We start from the raw sequence: 17,049 nt of genomic DNA, 5'->3' as shown, positions 1-17,049 counted from the left end.
GCGATTAAGGTGCCGGGCATGGATCAATACCTGACTCTGAAGTTTTGAAATTTCCCGGTGTAGGGTTCATCTTCGATGATGACATCATCCACACGGGCGAATCGGGGGCCGGAGTGGCACCAGACCACCATTTGATAGACAGCCTTGTCCTCTCCTTCAAACACAGCTTCCACGCTTCCGTCGGACCTGTTGCGTACCCAGCCGGTCAGGTTAAGGCTTTCTGCCGTGCGCTCAGTTTCCGCACGGAAGAAAACACCCTGGACTCTGCCGCTGATTGTGACATGCACGCTTTTCATGAAAGTTTACCTGCCGATGAGCTTCAGAAATTCGTCTTCAGTGATGACGGCAATACCCTGAGACCGGGCTTTGTCCAGCTTTGATCCCGGTTCACCTCCTGCAACCACATACGATGTTTTGCCGGTTACAGACGCCTGGGCAATGCCGCCCAGTGATTCCACAATCGCCTTGGCTTCATTTCTGCCCATGCTTTCGAGCGAGCCGGTAAAGACGAAAAACTTTCCTTCCAGAGGCGCTTTGGTCAACACTTCTTTCTTTTGAGGTGCCATACCTGCCCGGTGAAATTTTTCTATAACTTTTCTGTTTCGATCTTCAGCAAAGAATTCGACAATGCTTTGAGCGATTTCCGGACCGATTTCATTGAGATCGGTTAAATCTTCAATGCCCGCATTCATTAGACTATCCAGGCTGCCGAAATGCAAGGCAAGCAGTCTGGCAGTCCGTTCTCCCACATGGCGAATGCCCAGAGCAAAAATAAATCTGTCCAGGGGAGGCGTCTTGGATCGTTCAATAGCTTCCAGCAGTTTCTGGACGGATTTTTCCGCCTGCCGGTTAAGAGCCAGCAGCTGTTCTTTCTTCAAAAAATAAAGGTCGGCGGGATCTTGAATAAGCCTGGCGTCAAAAAGCTGCGCGGAAACTTTTTCGCCCAGTCCTTCAATGTCCATTGCGCCGCGTGAGGCGAAATGACGGATGTGTTCCTTGATTTGCGCGGGGCAGGCCAGATTGATGCAACGGTGGGCGACCTCGCCTTCAATGCGAACGGTTTCTGATCCGCATTCCGGGCAATGGCGTGGCATGCGGAATTCTTTTTCCCGGCCGGTTCTTTTTGATGAAATAACTTTAACAACTTCGGGAATGACGTCTCCAGCCCTTTGAATCACAACCGTGTCACCGATGCGAATATCTTTTTTTAGAATTTCATCTTCATTATGCAGCGTGGCGCGGCTGACGATGACGCCGCCGACATTGACCGGCTCCATTACCGCCACGGGTGTCAGCGTTCCCATGCGGCCTACCTGGACGATGATGTCTTTGATTACTGTCTCGGCCTGTTCGGCCGGGAATTTACAGGCCAGCGCCCAGCGCGGAGAACGGGACACGTTGCCCAGAATTTCCTGCGTGTGCAAATCATTGACTTTCAGCACAACGCCGTCGATGTCATAGGGAAGGCCTGCGCGTAGCGACCCGATACGTTCGAAATAAGATAGACAGGAAGAGATATCCGGTGCCTGTTGAATGAGCGGGTTGACGGGAAACCCCCATTCATCAAGGGTCTGCAGTATTTCCCAGTGGCTGGAAAAATTCAGACCTCGGACGGATCCGATACCATAGAGAAAGATGCTTAAAGGACGACGGGCGGTTATTTTCGGATCCAGTTGCCGCAGCGATCCCGCGGCGGCGTTGCGTGGATTGGCAAACGGGTCTTCGCCTTCCTGCTCCCTGCGGCGGTTGAGTTTCTCAAACGGCTGCCTTGCCATATAAACTTCACCGCGGATTTCGATGAATTCCGGGTGAGGATGCCCGGCTCTTTTTTTCATTTTCAAAGGCAGCGCCGCAATCGTTTTAAGATTCTGCGTGACGTCTTCGCCGGTTGTGCCGTCGCCGCGTGTTGCGCCGCGCAGGAAAAGGCCGCTTTCGTAGATTAAGTTGACAGCCAGGCCGTCAAGTTTGGGTTCGGCAACATAATCCATCGAATCCTTTTTTGCCAGGCGCCGGATGCGCAAATCAAAATCCAGAATTTCCTCTGTGGAAAAGGCGTTGGCCAGACTGAACATGGCCTGCGGATGACTGAAGGGGGCAAACCTGGCGAGAGGGGCGGCGCCCACCCGCTGTGTCGGAGATGCAGCCAGTTCATCATCAGGATAGAGGGCTTCCAGTTCCTGAAGTTCCCGCATCAGGTGGTCGTATTCGATGTCGGATATTTCCGGAGCATCCTGCTGATAGTAGCGCCGATTATGATATTCGATGATTTTTCGTAATTCGGGGATTCGCTTTTCCGCGGTGTCTTTGTCCATCATTTAACCAGTCGCAGATTTGGTTTTTCCGATTTTCTTTTTGCAGGAGGCGGTTCTTCGGCTGTTTTCTTATTCAACAGTTGCTCATTGAATATGGCGTTTTTCACACGAATGGCGTTGATGATGGAAAAGATCACCACGGATTTTTCCCATTCGGGAGAAAAGGAAAAATTTTCCATCTTTGCCTTGTATTTTTCCCAAAGCGACGACAAGGACGCTTCATCCAGATACAGGATATTTTCCGCGATTTTATTTAAAGAATCTTCCAGTTTATTCATATGTTTAATTTTAGCTTGGCTTGCCGCTAAAGTCAAATTAAAAGCTTTTTAATTAACCACCTCGCGACAAGCTGCGGCGGATTAACGCTCGTCCCGCAACAGCGGAATTGCAGTAAATAACGCTTGTATTTTTTTTATCTTACCGCTAATAAACCATGAAAGATGATGCTTGAAAACAAAGTCAAAATAGGTGTGTTGTCCGATACACACATTTCCGGTTTTGATCAGAACTTAAAGAAAATTATTGACGAAAATTTTTCTGATGTTGACTTGATATTTCATGCCGGAGATTTGGTTGATTTATGTGTTCTGGATCTTTTCGGCACTAAAGAGGTCCGGGCGGTTTGCGGCAATATGGACGGCCCGCGGGTGAGACAGGAACTGCCCGAGCAATTGTTAATGGATATCAACGGATTCAAAATCGGCCTGATTCACGGCTGGGGATCGCCCGAAGGAATCGAAAGAAAACTGCAAGATAGGCTGGGCAAACTCGATTGCATTGTGTTCGGCCATACGCATTATCCGGTGAACAGAAAAATCGACGGCGTTTACTTTTTTAATCCGGGTTCAGCGGTTGATAAGCGGTTTGCAAAATCCAGAAGCATCGGTATCCTGGAAATAGGCACGGATATAGCAGGCAGGATCATACCGATCGAATAATGCAAATAAGTAATGTCAGGTGTCGGTGATATGGAAACATTGTTTGCGCCGTGGCGAATGGAGTATCTCGTGTGTGAAAAGCAGGATGGTTGCGTATTTTGTAAATGTTCAACAAGGTGTAATGACTACATCGTATTTGAAGGGGAGACCTGTTTTGTGATGCTCAACCGGTATCCCTATGTCAACGGTCATTTGATGATCATTCCCCAGCGGCATCTGGGTGACATTACTGAGTTGACCTCTGCGGAACGCATGGAAATGTTCACCTTGTTGGATATATCCGTTAAGGTGCTGAGGGAAGCCATGAATCCGCAGGGTTTTAATACCGGCATGAATTTAGGGAAAGCGGCGGGTGCGGGTATTGCCGAGCATGTCCATCTTCATATCATCCCGCGCTGGGAAGGTGACACCAATTTTGTAAGTGTCGTCGCTAATGTCCGTGTTATCCCGGAGGATCTGGCGACAACCGCCGCAAACCTTGCGCCTCTCTTTAAAAAATATGCTCAGGAGGTTCTAACGCCATGAAAGTTTTTTATTTAATTCTCACCATTCTCTTTGCTTTCTTTATTGTGACTTTTTCACAGTTTAATTCCGCACAGGTAACCATTCGATACTACTACGTCAAGGACATTGTCGTGCCGGCATATATGCTTATTTTTGTCGCCCTGCTGGCAGGTGTCATTATCACCGGTCTTTTAGGCGTCGTGGAAAGATTTCGGCTCAATCGAACCATTGCCAAGCAAAACAAGACGATTCGTGATTTGCGCAAGGAATTGAGAGAACACGAAGCACCTCCCATCATCGAAGACCGTACGAAAACGTCCAATCCTTCCGTATGAGCGGCGATCCAAAATTTATTGTTGATGCATCACTTACCGGGCTTGCCAGATGGCTCAGGCTTTTGGGTTATGATGCGGCAATTTATGGAAACGAAGCGGGCAGACCGATGATGCGCCAGGCCCAAAGCCAGGCGCGTATTCTCCTGACCAGAAGAAGGGACATGATGGAGCGGCAGTTTACCGGGCAATTACTCCTCCTGCCGGAAACCGGTGTCGGTGGCCAACTCTTTTTTGTGGTAAGCAAGCTGTCTTTAGAAATCAGCAAAGAAAAAATGCACACCCGGTGTCTGGGATGTAATGAACCGGTTATTCCTGTAGAAAAGGAAAACATTCGTGATCGGGTGCCGCAATTTGTTTTTGAAAATTGCGGCCATTTTAATCAATGTCCAAAATGCCGGAAGATTTACTGGCCGGGCACCCATCAGCGTAATGCCCTCGGATTTCTGGAAAAACATCACATAACAATCAGTGGTTAAAAAGGAATCATTAAACGTTATGAAGATGCGGCACAGTCGCGGTCGTCGCCTTTAATTTTTTCGATGGCGTGTTTGAGCGCCGGTAAGACCGAGGCGAGATTTTCCTTGGCGCCTTTGGGGCTGCCGGGGAGATTGATGATCAGACACCGGCCGCGAATGCCGGCTACGGCCCGTGAAATCATGGCATGCGGGGTTATTTTCATGCTGGCGATCCGCATAGCTTCGGCCATGCCGGGCACTTCTTTATCGATGACTTGCAGGGTGGCATCCGGCGTTAAATCACGCGGGCTGACGCCTGTCCCGCCAGTGGTTAAAATCAGATCCAGTTGTTCCATGTCCGCAAATTGGATAATGGCTTTGGATATTTGATCGACTTCGTCGGGGATAATGAGGGTTTTCTTAATCTGAATAGCGGCGCCCGCAAGCATTTCTGCGATTGCGGGGCCGCTTAGATCCTGCCGTTTGCCCTGTGAGCCTTTATCGCTCACCGTGATGATTCCGGCGTTAAACATTCTGTGATTATTCTTCCGCTTCTTTTTTCGATTCAGCAATAATTTTGTCCGCGATATAAGAGGGGACTTCTTCATAATGCGAATCGGTGTAAGTGAAGTTGCCGCGGCCGCTGGTCATGGAACGCAGATCGGGGGCATACTTCAAAATTTCCGCCAGGGGCACCTGACCTTTGATGACCTGATTGGTGCCGTTGGTATCCATGCCCAGAACGCGTCCCCGGCGGCTGTTGAGATCGCCGATGACATCGCCCATGTATTCATCCGGAACTTCAATCGCGATGTTTACAATGGGTTCCAGAAGAATCGGCTGACATTCCATAATACCCTTCTGGAAAGCCATCGATCCGGCAATTTTAAAGGCCATTTCTGAAGAATCGACGGTATGATAGGAGCCGAAAACAAGGGATATCCTGAAATCCACCACCGGATAGCCTGCGATAACGCCTTTAGCCGCTGCTTCCTGGATGCCCTTGTCTACGGCCGGGCGGTATTGCCCGGGAATAACGCCGCCGACGATTTTATCCAGGAATTCATAACCTCCGCCGCGCGGCATGGGTTCGATATCGATCGTACAATCACCGAACTGGCCGCGTCCGCCGGACTGCTTCTTGTATCGTCCCTGAACGTTGGTTTTTCCTTTGATGGTTTCAAAGTAAGGAACTTTCGGTGTGTTCAGATTGACTTCGACACCGAATTTTCTTTTCATTTTTTCTACGTTGACTTCGATATGCACCTGACCCATGCCGGAGAGAATCATTTCTTTGGTTTGAACGTTGCGGGAGAAGACAATGGTCGGATCTTCTTCCGTCAGGCGGTGAATGGAAGAGGCGATCTTGTCTTCATCGCCTCTGGATTTCGGTTCAACCGCAAAAGACATGATCGGCGGAGGAACAGCAACTTTGGCAAAGACGATCGGGGATTTTTCGTTGCACAGTGTATCGCCGGTGACCGTTTCCTTCAATTTGGCGACGCCCGCGATATCCCCGGGAATAAGCACTTCCGCCTGTTTCTGATTTTTGCCTTCCAGAAAGAAGATATGGCCGAATTTTTCCGTAATTTTTCTCGAAGAGTTATACACGGCTGTATCGGAATTAAGTTTGCCGGAATAAACCCTGAACAAGGTCAGCCGGCCCGCGTAGGGATCGGCAATGGTCTTGAAGACGATGGCCGAGAAAGCTTCATCTTCCGACGGTTTTCTTTCTTCCGCGCTGTTCGTGCCCGGTTTTGTTCCTTTGACGGGGCCACGGTCAACGGGTGACGCGAAAGAACCGACTGCCAGATCCATCAGCATCGTGATGCCGATGCCTTTGGCGGCCGAACCGCAAATGACGGGGATAATGCTTCCCGAAATGACGCCTTTTCTCAGACCGGATTTGATTTCTTCAGTGGAAAGCTCACCGGCTTCCAGATACTTGTTCATCAATTCTTCATCGGCTTCCGCGATGTCTTCAACCATGGAACTGCGCATCAGGTTGGCTTCATCCATCAGATCCGCCGGAATATCAGACGCCTTGCCGATGCCTTTATTATCGGTAAAAGTATAAGCTTTCATGGTCAGGAGATCGACAATGCCCTGAAATTTATCTTCCGATCCGATGGGCAGGCAGACGGGGGTTGTTTTCTTTTTGAGCTTTGTTTTGATGCTATCCAGCACTTTATTGAAATCCGCACGTTCACGATCCATGCGATTGATGAAAATGATGCGAGGAAGAGAATATTCATCGGCCATCTCCCAGACTTTTTGTGTCTGGAATTCCACGCCGCCGACGGAATCGATCACGACGACTGCATTATCCACGATGCTTAATGAACATTTAATGTCAAAGGTGAAATTGGAGTCGCCCGGGGTATCCACGATATTGATTTTATGCTTATCCCATTCGACAAAATTGGCAGCAGAGGAAATGGAAACATGCTTTTTCTGTTCTTCCGGTTCATAGTCCATGGTGGACGAGCCATCGTCTACGCGGCCCAGCCGTTCATTTTTACCGGAAACAAATAAGAGTGATTCACAAAGGGAGGTTTTACCTGTGCCGCCGTGGCCGATGACGGCCAGATTTCTGAGAGCTTTGGATTCGTACTTTGCCATGAAAACTCCTTTCAATATCTCAACAAGATCCTCAAAAGATCTGATGAAACGGGTCATTCAGAATGCGGGGATGTTTAGCCTATCCGGCGACTAAAATCAAGATAATTTTCAACTTCTGACGATTTCCGGGCCTTCCTGATTACGGTGATGAAAGATTTTCATCAGGCTGGCCGGCAATCATCTTTTCAGCAGATTCTTTTCACCCAGTTTCATGGGGTAAAAGACTGCAAAAACGCAAAGAAACAGTACTAAAGTGAAGGAAAGGATAAACCAGATAATTTGCAGAAGAGAAAAGCCGTGGCCGTGCATTCTCGACATAAAGATTCGATAAACCGGTCCCGCCTCCAGAATAATGACCAGAGCAATCAAACCAAAACTGATCAGCATAAAAAGGACCCCGCCGAAACTGGTTGCCGACAGGGCCGGATTTTCCGATTTGAAGTCCGGATAGCGGGCGCCCAGTCCCACGGCAAGTGCGACGATGGCGGGTACGAGACAAAATATCGTCAGGACGGATAAAAACATCATAAATGGCGTAACCCCCAGGAGGATGTTGGAAACGACAATCAGGATTTCCGACAGAATAAGCAGCGGGATGTAGTAAAGAAAGAATTTGATCCAGAGGAACGTTTTTATGGAAACGGGCGCGGACTGAATAATCCAGAAAGCTTCCCCTTCCATGCTGACCGCCGGAAAAACAAAACGGGCGGCGATGGCCGAAAGCACAAAAGCGGCCAGTCCCACATTTAAAAAAGAAAAGACATTTTGCAGGTAGACCGTTTTCATGGGTGATCGATCCAAAGGCAGAACGGAGAAATTATACAGATAAACAACAATCAATGCGCAGATTAAAAACAATTGCGGCCATTGCGTGGAATCTCGAAAGAACGAACGAATTTCCTTTACGGCAAAAGCTTTTGCCGGGCGCGATAAAAAATTCAACAGGCTTTCCCAACTGTGTCCGCGGAATTTAAACGGTGAGAAAAGCCTTTTGGCGGTTGTCTGTGCTCGGGAGAAGCCGCGAAAATAGATGGCGGAGGCGGCCATTTGGTTTAAAAAAATCAGAGAAAAAAAACAACTGGCCGAAAGAGCCAGATTAAATAACGACTGACTCCATTCTTTTTTCAAAGCCAGACGCACCGTATCCGTGATCCAGGTGGTGGGAAGATAAGGCAGATCGAGCGTCTGCATGGAATTTAAATAAAGAACAACCGAGGCAAAACTGTCAGGATTCACAAGTTGTTCGGGCCGGATCATCCTTAAAACAATGATGAGCAGTATCGACAGACCAACGCCCAGGATGACAAAAAGGGTGCGGATTTTTCCCGCGGGGAGCGTTGCCGCACCTAATAAGACGATCAGGCTGCTGATGGCTGAAGCGATCAGACACATGCAGATAATAGCCGCAAAGGCGATCAGATAAAAAAAGATAGCGGCTTTGTAGACCAGACCGTACGATAGGAAAATGGGAAGGCTGAAGGCCATCACCATCCATGAGGAATCAAAAGAACTGCTAAGCCATCGCGCAAGGAAAATATTCCCGATCGTAACCGGCAGGGAATGCGTAAGCGACAGGTCACGGCTTAAATACAGGTGAGAAAGACTGTTGATGATGCTGCTGAAAAGCAAAAGGGTGAAGAACGTGATGATCATCATGGAAAGAAGTTTCATGGCCAGGATGTCGCCGAAATCCTGCACACTTTGAAAATAGATTAAAACACGGTAAAAAATTAAAAAGGCGCCGATCCAGAAAATCAAACCGACAAAGGAAAACAGGAAAAGACGCATCCGGTGATTATTTTTCGAATCCGCCCTCAATCCATTTCCGGCGGAAAGCAGTCGCGGCCTCAATAATGTCAATACCGTGCTCTTCATAGGTTTATGCTTCCCGAACCAAAGTTAAAAATACTTCTTCCAGTTTGGCTTCGCCGGTCTGAGCGGCCCTGTTCAACTCGGCAACGGTGCCCTGTGCCAGCAGTGTTCCTTTGTGGATGACGCCGATTCTATCACACAAATCTTCCGCAAGGCTTAAGGTATGCGTGGAAACAAAAACGGTGACATTTTGCCGGGCCAGCCCTTTAAGAATATCCCTGACCATGTGCACGGCCTGAGGGTCAAGCCCGACCATTGGCTCGTCGATGACCAGCACTTTGGGATCATGGAGCAGCGCCGCGGCGATAATCAGTCTTTGCTTCATCCCGTGCGAATAGGCTTCAATGATTTCATTGGCCCACTCCCACAGGGCGAATTGTTTTAAAAGCTCCTCCGATCTGCGGGAGAGCGTCCGCGTATCCACGTTGTATAAATCAGCGATGAATTTAAGAAACTCCATGCCGGTCAGCTTCTCATATAAAAAAGGCCTGTCCGGCACGAAGCCGATGATCTTTTTTGCGGCAACCGGGTCTTTTTTTAAATCGATTCCGGCAATGGTGATGTTTCCGGCCGTCGGCTCGATAATACCGCCCATCATGCGGATCGTCGTGGTTTTACCCGCGCCGTTGGGACCGATGAATCCATAAATTTCTCCTGCTGCCACATCCAGGCTCAAATCATTGACGGCCAGCGTCGTACCGTAATCTTTGGACAGGTTGCTAAGTTCAATCATTTTTTGCGGATGTGACCTCCAATTTTATTTTACCCATAACACCCAGTAAATCCAGTTGTTCGCCGCCTTCACCGCGTGTCAGGCGGATATGTGTGACATCGGCGGGAATCTGGTTAAAGACAGCGTCCGCCGTAACCCATTGTCCGATATAGGCCAGATTCCAGGCATGATAATAAAAACGGCCGTTGAGATAGACAAGCCCGTTTTCAATCTGAGCGGGAATACCCGCGGAACGCAAGAGTGCGGCGGTTAAAATCGCGTGTTCATTGCAATCGCCTGTTTTGTTTTTTAAGACTTCCAACGCATTGGGCACGGACAATACCGGCTTTTTTTCTATGGTGCGGTAAACCCAGTGAACGATTTTTTGAAGCTTGATTTGCGGACTGTCCGTATGATGAATAATTTTTTCCACCTGTGTTTTCATCTCCGGGGCATTGGATTGAACAAGCGGTGAAGGCTGCAAATACTTCAGAAAGAGTGATGGTATGTTTTGTGTCGTTGCATTCGGAATTTTCTCCTGAGTAATTGTTAAAATGTTCTGATGGAAATTTTGCCGGCCTCCTTGCAGGAGAACAGGCAAATTACGGATACCGTCAATTTTGATTTTTATCTCCGTTAATTTTGAAGGTGTGGCGATATTTATATTAGAGGGAATCGAAGCGAGCTGAGTAAAATCAACGCCGTCCCTGGCATTGAGCCCTTCCTTGGCCTGACTGGCGCTGACCTTTTCCATGGAAAGCCCCAGAATCCCTGTTTCTTTTAATATTTCCCCGTCTTTAGCCAGCCAGGCGCAATTTTTAGCACCCATAAAGTCGGCGCAGAATTTTTGCGTCAGAACGCGTTTTCCCATTATCGGGATAATTTCATCCGCATGACGTGTAACGGATATTTTGCGCAAAGCCAGCGTAGAGGGATCAAAAATACTGAAATTGCGGGTTTTATCTTTTTCCAGACTGCCCCGAAAGGCTGCTTCATAAATATTGCCGCTGATATGGGGAATATCCTTGATGGGGATGATTGTTTTTTGCTGCGCATGGGGGAGCCCGGCATATAAAGTGAGTTTATCTTTGCCGGCGTAGCCGCGGGCCGTGAAACGAAACAAACTGGAATTGAGCTCAAAGTTGAAAGAAGAGAAAGTCATGTCGGGATTAAGTTCTGTTTCCGTCGATAAATTGAGCACCTGCAGGACACCCATGGTATTGATCTGCATCGTGACAAATTCTTCTGTCTGGAAGCGGCCATTTTCCAATTTATTGAAATTACGACGGATTACGCCGATTTTATGCTTGTTTTGATAAATATTCATCCAGGATTCCGGTGTACGTGAAGCTTCAATCGTTTGCCTGACCGGGCCTGGTGCTTCTTTTTCCTTAAACAATCCCAGGCGCATGGCAAGCAGTACAACAAAAATCAGAGTGATTACAATGCCCCAGGTAATATTCCATTTTAATTTTGTCATGTTCCGTAATCTTTCTGAAATATTAAAGCGAGTGAATATAACGATAATAATATATCGGCAGGATTGATTATGGTCAATACATAGTATTTAAAAATAAGATTACATTAAAACATTAGCTTGACAAATGCCGACTAAAAATATAGAAGGCCAAGTTCTTATTACTTGGCTCGATTACGGTGGATCCCCCATCTGGCAGAGACTCTTCCAAATGCGGGGGTTTTTTTTATAGTGAAACTCCAATTTCGTAAGCGAAGCGCGGCGGAATTGGTTAGTTGAACAATCCCGCGAGTGAAGCGAGCAGGGTAGTGGGCACCTTCGGTAAGAAACGATGTAATTGAATAACGAAAGATTAGTTTTTATTCAGGAGAGGAAAGTATCATGAAGTTCGACGATCAGAAAATACGCAATATCGGGATCAGTGCGCATATCGATTCCGGCAAAACCACGCTCAGTGAGCGGATTCTTTTTTACACGAAAAGAATTCATGCCATCCATGATGTGAAAGGCAAAGACGGCGTAGGTGCGACCATGGATTCCATGGACCTGGAAAAAGAAAGAGGCATTACCATCGCATCGGCCGCGACCTATTGCGAATGGAAAGGGCATGAAATTAATATCATTGATACGCCCGGCCACGTCGATTTCACGATTGAAGTAGAAAGATCCCTGCGTGTTCTGGACGGTGCGATCCTCGTTTTATGTTCAGTGGGCGGTGTGCAGTCGCAGTCCATTACCGTTGATCATCAGATGAAGCGTTATAAAGTCCCCTGCATTGCTTTCGTCAACAAATGCGACCGCAGCGGCGCCAATCCTTTCCGTGTAATCGAGCAATTGCGCTCCAAACTGGGTCATAACGCCGTTGCCATGCAGATTCCTATCGGACTGGAAACGGAACTTCAGGGTGTGGTCGATCTGGTGGGCATGAAAGCGATGTATTTTGACGGCGATAACGGTGAAGATATTCGCATTGAAGCCATTCCGGAACAACTCCTCGATGAAGCCAGAACGAAACGGGAAGAACTCGTTGAAGCCGCGTCCCTGTTTTCCGACGAACTGACGGAAACCATTCTGGAGGAAAAAGAAATTACTTCGGAAATGCTTTATGCCGCCGTTCGCAAAGGAACATTAAAAAGAGAACTCACCCCGGTTTACATGGGGTCGGCCTATAAAAACAAAGCGGTTCAGCCGCTGCTCGATGGTGTGACCTATCTTTTGCCCACGCCATCCGAAGTAGAAAATATCGCCCTCGATATGGATAATAATGAAGAACCGGTTGTATTGACGAGCGATTCGGAAAAACCGATTGTCGCGCTGGCGTTTAAACTGGAAGACGGCCAGTATGGCCAGTTAACCTACATTCGCGTATACGAAGGAACAGTGGAAAAAGGTTCTACGATCGTCAATGTACGCAACGGAAAAAAAGTTAAGGTTGGCCGCGTCGTGAGGATGCACGCCGATCAGATGGAAGAAGTCGATTATCTGCGGGCCGGTTACATCGGCGCTTTATTCGGCATCGAATGCTCGTCAGGCGACACGTTTGTATCGCCGGGCATCAACATGACCATGACCTCCATGTATGTGCCCAAGCCGGTTATCTCGCTGGCGATTGTGCCGAAAGACAACAAGTCGCAAATGGCCATGTCGAAGGCCCTTAATCGATTCTCGAAGGAAGACCCGACCTTCAAAACGTACGTTGATCACGAAACCAACGAAACCATTATCGAAGGGATGGGCGAACTGCATCTGGATATTTACGTGGAGAGAATGAAGCGTGAATACAATGCGGAAGTGACCACAGGCAACCCGCGCGTGGCTTACCGTGAAACCATCACCCAGCGGGCGGATTTCAACTACACGCATAAAAAGCAAACCGGTGGTTCCGGACAGTTCGGGCGGATTGCCGGCTGGATCGAACCGATCAGTGATGCGGAATTTGTTTTTGAAAACAAAATATTCGGCGGTTCCATTCCCACGCAATATATTCCGGCCTGCGAAAAAGGTTTTAAACAGAGCATGGCCAAAGGACCCAAACTCGAGTTCCCGATTACCGGTGTTAAAGTCGTCATCAATGACGGCGCTTCCCACGCGGTGGATTCTTCGGACATGGCTTTCCAGGCGGCCGCCCGCGGCGCTTTCAAAGAAGCATATCTCAGGGCCAAACCGGTTGTTCATGAACCGATTATGAAAGTTGTTGTGGAATCACCGGTTGAATTTCAAGGGTCCGTGATGGGGCTTCTGAATCAACGCCGCGGCATGATTATCGGTTCTCAGGACGAGGGTGTGATGTGCGTGATTGAAGCTCAGGTCCCATTGGGGGAAATGTTCGGTTTTTCTACCATCCTGCGTTCATCTACGCAGGGCAAAGCGCAGTTTACGATGGAGTTTGCTCTTTATCGTCAGGTGCCGCAGTCGATTGCGGAAAAGATTGCTCTGGAAGTGGCTCAAAACAAGAAAACGGCAGCATAAAAAGCTGAAGGCTGGATGCTGGAGGCTGAAGTAAAGATGATGGCGGTTGGCAGAGCGTTAAGACGGGAAGACAATGTTATCCATTTAACTTATGAGGATATGATCATGATCAAAAAAGAAATCATTCAACGCAATCCGCTTTTGAATCTGGGATTCGACGACGAATATATTTTGCCTAACGGCGGTTTTGGCGCAGTCTTGGCGCATGCCGGACTGGGTAAGACCGCTTTACTGGTTCAGATGGCGCTGCATGCCATGATGAATGAGCGGCCTGTTTTGCATGTCAGTTTGAATGATGCTGTCAGCAAGGTGGATGTCTGGTATCGCGAATTATTCAACGACATGGCGTCAAAATATGATTCTGCAGAAGTTACCGAGTATTGGGAGAGCATTCTCAATTATCGTTTCATTATGACTTTTCGCGTTGAGGGTTTCAGCGTTCCGAAACTTGAAGAAAGACTGACTGATCTGATGCAGCAGAATATTTTCAAGCCCTATGCCGTTATTCTCGACGGCTTGAAGTTTGATGAATCCGGACGTGGTCTGCTTCTTGAACTGAAAGAATTGGCGAAAAAGTATTCCATGCGCATCTGGTTCACGGTTCACACGCATCGCCATGAACCACCCAAGGAAGATGGATTGCCCCTTTCTTTTCTGCATGTGGAAGATTTATTCGATGTGCTGGTACAGTTGGCGGCCAAAGGTCCGGAAGTATACCTCAAGGCCCTGAAAGGTCAGTCGCCCAACGCGAAACAGGATGCGTTGCTGTTGGATCCGGCAACGATGCTGATCAAAGAATAGCGGCTTTGGAAAATACCCCATCTGCTGCGTTCGACTGTGGCCTTCGTCACTGCGGCGTATAAATATACGCCTCATTCCTCAGACCTTGTCTGCCTTGCATCTGGAGCATTTTGCAAAGCCGCTGTAATAGCGACTTGTCTCCTTGTCTGTGTGGCAATTACTATAAATCAATTATTCATCAGGTCATTCCGGCGCAGGCCGGAATCCAGGAAATTCGATTAAGCATACAATGAAAAAACACCCCGCTGATTTCAGCGGGGTGTTTTTTATTCAACAATCTTTAATCCTCGATTCCTTCATATGTGCCGGGAGTGCTTATCCTGCCCATTATTCTTTGTAGAGATCTTCCAATTTCTTCCCGTATTTTTCCATGACCACCTGACGTTTGAGTTTCATGGTTTGAGTGAGCATGCCGTTATCCAGCGTGAAATCTTCCAGGATAAACTCGAATTTACGGGGAATTTCATAGGATCCTACCGTTTTCTTGAGATGGTTCTGGACCTCGGCAGTTAAAAGCTCCTTGAATTTCTGTCCCGCGGGATTAGAAGGATCAAAAAGATCTTCAGGCTTGACGGACAGGTCCAGCTCAGTAGCCAAATGTTGCAGCAGTTTCATGTCGGGTACAATTAATCCCACATTGTATTCATGTCCCGCCCCGGTGATGACTGCGTTTAAAATCCAGGGCAAAACCTTCATTTCCAGTTCAACGGTATCCGGATGGATGTATTTGCCGTTGGCCAGTTTGTATTCTTCCTTGAACCGGCCGGTGATGAACAAGAATCCATCATCATCCAGCCGTCCCCGGTCTCCGGTGCGCACCCCGCGCATGCCGTTTTGCTCCACAATCACCTCTTTGGTTTGTTCCGGTTTTTTGTGGTACCCGATCATGCATTGGGGGCCGAAACAGATAATTTCGCCGTCATCAGTGTCTTCGCCTGTCCGCGAACGATCAATCACGACTTTGGTTTTATTAATCGGTTTGCCGACCGATCCCAGGCGATTTCCCATTAAAGGGGAGTTGATGGTAATGGCCGGAGACGTTTCACTCAAGCCGTAGGCATCATAGGTCGGAATTCCCACATCGATGAAGAATTTGGCAATTTCCACGTTCATGGGGGCGCTGCCGGTGACCGCGTTTTCCAGGCACCCTCCGAAGCGGGCGCGAATCTTTTTCAGGACAATCGTATCCAGAATTTTGTATTTTAAACCCGCTTTGCCTGTTTCCCGTTTGAGTTTGGCTGCTGCCAGTGCCGCTTCAAAGAGCTTCAGTTTCAACCCGCCTTCTTCCCTCATTCTGGCCCAGACCCCATTGTAGACCTTATTGAAGATGCGGGGTACGGTGATCATAAAGGTAGGCTGGATTTTGGGCAAATCATCAATCAAGGTCTCGACCGACCCCATAATGCCGATAGAGCCGCCTCTCAGGATAAATGCGTGTAAATCTGCCGTAATTCCGAATGAGTGCGCCCAGGGCAGCATGGAGATGCACCGGCTTTTTTCAGTCAGGTTTAGAAACCAGGCCAGGCCCGCTTTAACATTCTCCGCCAGATTGCCATGAGAAAGCAGAACACCTTTGGGTTCGCCTGTTGTTCCCGAAGTATAGATGAGCACGGCAACATCACTGTATTTAGGATGAATAGAAGGAACGGGTTTTTCCGCTCCTTTTTTCTCTAATGCCGCCATGGTGTTTTCCCCTGAACCTTCAATCAGAAAGATTTGTTTCAGCGTGGGGATTTCGGCAGGAAAATCTTTTACCTTTTCCAGAATTTCAGGTTTGGATACAAAAAGGATCTTGATCTCGGCATCTTTGATAATATACTTCCACATCGAAACCAATTCTTTTTCATACATGGGCACGTATGCGGCGCCCAGGCCCTGAGTGGCTATTTCGCCGATTAACCATTCCTTCCGGTTATTGGCGATAATACCGATGGTATCGCCCGCCTTAACCCCGATCGATGATAGTCCCGCCCGCAAATTATTCACGCGGGCGGCGATTTGACTGTAGGTTACCCATTGATACACCCCTGTACCGTCTTTCTCGCCCATGAGCAGATTGTTTGCATATCGGGAGGCGCTGTTTTCAAAAATATCCACTATGTTATCCGGGGCTTCATATTTGCTGCTATACTCACCATATTCAAAAATCGCCATAAACTTCACCGTTCCTTTCGAAATTATTCATTCAAAGTTACTGAAAGCTTAATGAAAAATATTTATCAAATTATTGGTTATGGTACGTTCTTAAACACGTTAAGCAGGACGCTTTTTACATAACGACGGTTTTGGAGATTTTGTTCCATTCAAATGGTTGTGACCAAAGGACTGTTTTCCGGACAAGAAAGTCCTTTTTCAGTGTTGGAAGAATATTGATAATGAGCCGGTAAGTCAAGCTAATTTTAATTTCAGGAAATTATGTTGTCGTGTTGCTGTTGGAAAAGTCCATCCTCTTTGTGATTGCGGCGTGTGTCCTCCAGGGTCTGAAGGCGTGAAACCGGTTACGTCAATGGTTAATCCGACGCCATTTTGTCATTACCCGGCCCCGACCGGGT

At 47.9% G+C, this 17,049-nt stretch carries 15 protein-coding genes; 6 read left to right on the top strand and 9 right to left on the bottom strand.

Features of this window, described 5'->3' with window-relative positions; translation table 11 throughout:
• Positions 1–23: 23 nt before the first annotated feature.
• The 3 genes from CVU71_04155 to CVU71_04145 are packed head-to-tail and all read right to left on the bottom strand — an operon-like array spanning position 24 to position 2,590.
• Positions 24–296 (bottom strand): acylphosphatase, encoded by a 273-nt coding sequence (locus tag CVU71_04155; protein ID PKN20976.1) that lies wholly within the window; start codon positions 294–296, stop codon positions 24–26.
• 6 nt (positions 297–302) lie between these two features.
• Positions 303–2,312, bottom strand: a complete 2,010-nt coding sequence (locus CVU71_04150; protein ID PKN21061.1) for a DNA ligase (NAD(+)) LigA — start codon at positions 2,310–2,312, stop codon at positions 303–305.
• The gene (locus CVU71_04145) at positions 2,312–2,590 is read right to left on the bottom strand and encodes a hypothetical protein (protein PKN20975.1); all 279 of its coding nucleotides are present in this window, start codon (positions 2,588–2,590) and stop codon (positions 2,312–2,314) included. The genes CVU71_04150 and CVU71_04145 overlap by 1 nt, the downstream gene beginning before the upstream one ends.
• A 162-nt stretch (positions 2,591–2,752) precedes the next feature.
• Here CVU71_04145 and CVU71_04140 point away from each other — a divergent pair, with 162 nt between their 5' ends.
• From CVU71_04140 to CVU71_04125, 4 genes are read left to right on the top strand one after another with little or no spacing between them, the layout of a single operon-like run.
• Positions 2,753–3,250 (top strand): hypothetical protein, encoded by a 498-nt coding sequence (locus CVU71_04140; protein PKN20974.1) that lies wholly within the window; start codon positions 2,753–2,755, stop codon positions 3,248–3,250.
• A gap of 30 nt (positions 3,251–3,280) precedes the next feature.
• Positions 3,281–3,775 (top strand): HIT family hydrolase, encoded by a 495-nt coding sequence (locus tag CVU71_04135; GenBank protein ID PKN20973.1) that lies wholly within the window; start codon positions 3,281–3,283, stop codon positions 3,773–3,775.
• A complete protein-coding gene (locus CVU71_04130; GenBank protein ID PKN20972.1) occupies positions 3,772–4,089 on the top strand; it encodes a hypothetical protein in 318 nt (105 codons plus the stop codon). Before CVU71_04135 ends, CVU71_04130 begins: the two co-directional genes overlap by 4 nt.
• Positions 4,086–4,565: a hypothetical protein gene (locus tag CVU71_04125; GenBank protein ID PKN20971.1), complete on the top strand. Its 480-nt coding sequence runs from the start codon at positions 4,086–4,088 to the stop codon at positions 4,563–4,565. The genes CVU71_04130 and CVU71_04125 overlap by 4 nt, the downstream gene beginning before the upstream one ends.
• A gap of 17 nt (positions 4,566–4,582) precedes the next feature.
• Here CVU71_04125 and CVU71_04120 read toward each other — a convergent pair whose 3' ends face one another.
• The 5 genes from CVU71_04120 to CVU71_04100 all read right to left on the bottom strand — a co-directional run bounded on the left by CVU71_04120 (position 4,583) and on the right by CVU71_04100 (position 11,230).
• On the bottom strand, positions 4,583–5,077 hold the full coding sequence (locus CVU71_04120) for a molybdenum cofactor biosynthesis protein (protein PKN20970.1): 495 nt from the start codon (positions 5,075–5,077) through the stop codon (positions 4,583–4,585).
• 7 nt (positions 5,078–5,084) lie between these two features.
• Positions 5,085–7,166 carry an elongation factor G gene (fusA, locus tag CVU71_04115; GenBank protein PKN21060.1) on the bottom strand — a complete coding sequence of 694 codons (2,082 nt, stop codon included), beginning with the start codon at positions 7,164–7,166 and terminating at the stop codon, positions 5,085–5,087.
• 177 nt (positions 7,167–7,343) lie between these two features.
• Complete coding sequence (locus CVU71_04110; GenBank protein ID PKN20969.1) at positions 7,344–9,041, bottom strand: hypothetical protein; 1,698 nt, start codon at positions 9,039–9,041, stop codon at positions 7,344–7,346.
• Between the two features lie 4 nt (positions 9,042–9,045).
• A complete protein-coding gene (locus tag CVU71_04105; GenBank protein PKN20968.1) occupies positions 9,046–9,771 on the bottom strand; it encodes an ABC transporter in 726 nt (241 codons plus the stop codon).
• Positions 9,764–11,230, bottom strand: coding sequence for a hypothetical protein (locus tag CVU71_04100; GenBank protein PKN20967.1), 1,467 nt, complete (start codon positions 11,228–11,230; stop codon positions 9,764–9,766). The genes CVU71_04105 and CVU71_04100 overlap by 8 nt, the downstream gene beginning before the upstream one ends.
• Before the next feature lie 378 nt (positions 11,231–11,608).
• On the opposite strand from CVU71_04100, the gene CVU71_04095 reads away from it, so the two are divergent.
• Together CVU71_04095 and CVU71_04090 are read left to right on the top strand one after the other, a co-directional pair.
• Entirely contained in the window at positions 11,609–13,696 is a 2,088-nt protein-coding gene (locus tag CVU71_04095; GenBank protein ID PKN20966.1) for an elongation factor G, read from the top strand.
• Positions 13,697–13,711: 15 nt separating this feature from the next.
• Positions 13,712–14,497 (top strand): cytoplasmic protein, encoded by a 786-nt coding sequence (locus CVU71_04090; protein PKN20965.1) that lies wholly within the window; start codon positions 13,712–13,714, stop codon positions 14,495–14,497.
• A 327-nt stretch (positions 14,498–14,824) separates the two neighbouring features.
• Here CVU71_04090 and CVU71_04085 read toward each other — a convergent pair whose 3' ends face one another.
• Positions 14,825–16,651: a long-chain fatty acid--CoA ligase gene (locus tag CVU71_04085; GenBank protein ID PKN20964.1), complete on the bottom strand. Its 1,827-nt coding sequence runs from the start codon at positions 16,649–16,651 to the stop codon at positions 14,825–14,827.
• Positions 16,652–17,049: the final 398 nt, after the last annotated feature.

This window comes from Deltaproteobacteria bacterium HGW-Deltaproteobacteria-6 (assembly GCA_002840435.1).
Lineage (GTDB): Bacteria > Desulfobacterota > Syntrophia > Syntrophales > Smithellaceae > UBA8904.
This window is presented reverse-complemented; position numbering and strand designations above follow the sequence as displayed.

Coding starts and splice junctions, on each gene's coding strand:
- CVU71_04130 (PKN20972.1), top strand. CDS start 3,772: ATGAAAGTTTTTTATTTAATTCTCACCATTCTCTTTGCTTTCTTTATT.
- CVU71_04085 (PKN20964.1), bottom strand. CDS start 16,651: ATGGCGATTTTTGAATATGGTGAGTATAGCAGCAAATATGAAGCCCCG.
- CVU71_04140 (PKN20974.1), top strand. CDS start 2,753: ATGATGCTTGAAAACAAAGTCAAAATAGGTGTGTTGTCCGATACACAC.
- CVU71_04105 (PKN20968.1), bottom strand. CDS start 9,771: ATGATTGAACTTAGCAACCTGTCCAAAGATTACGGTACGACGCTGGCC.
- CVU71_04110 (PKN20969.1), bottom strand. CDS start 9,041: ATGAAGAGCACGGTATTGACATTATTGAGGCCGCGACTGCTTTCCGCC.
- CVU71_04100 (PKN20967.1), bottom strand. CDS start 11,230: ATGACAAAATTAAAATGGAATATTACCTGGGGCATTGTAATCACTCTG.
- CVU71_04155 (PKN20976.1), bottom strand. CDS start 296: ATGAAAAGCGTGCATGTCACAATCAGCGGCAGAGTCCAGGGTGTTTTC.
- CVU71_04145 (PKN20975.1), bottom strand. CDS start 2,590: ATGAATAAACTGGAAGATTCTTTAAATAAAATCGCGGAAAATATCCTG.
- CVU71_04120 (PKN20970.1), bottom strand. CDS start 5,077: ATGTTTAACGCCGGAATCATCACGGTGAGCGATAAAGGCTCACAGGGC.
- CVU71_04135 (PKN20973.1), top strand. CDS start 3,281: ATGGAAACATTGTTTGCGCCGTGGCGAATGGAGTATCTCGTGTGTGAA.
- fusA (PKN21060.1), bottom strand. CDS start 7,166: ATGGCAAAGTACGAATCCAAAGCTCTCAGAAATCTGGCCGTCATCGGC.
- CVU71_04125 (PKN20971.1), top strand. CDS start 4,086: ATGAGCGGCGATCCAAAATTTATTGTTGATGCATCACTTACCGGGCTT.
- CVU71_04150 (PKN21061.1), bottom strand. CDS start 2,312: ATGGACAAAGACACCGCGGAAAAGCGAATCCCCGAATTACGAAAAATC.
- CVU71_04095 (PKN20966.1), top strand. CDS start 11,609: ATGAAGTTCGACGATCAGAAAATACGCAATATCGGGATCAGTGCGCAT.
- CVU71_04090 (PKN20965.1), top strand. CDS start 13,712: ATGCTGGAGGCTGAAGTAAAGATGATGGCGGTTGGCAGAGCGTTAAGA.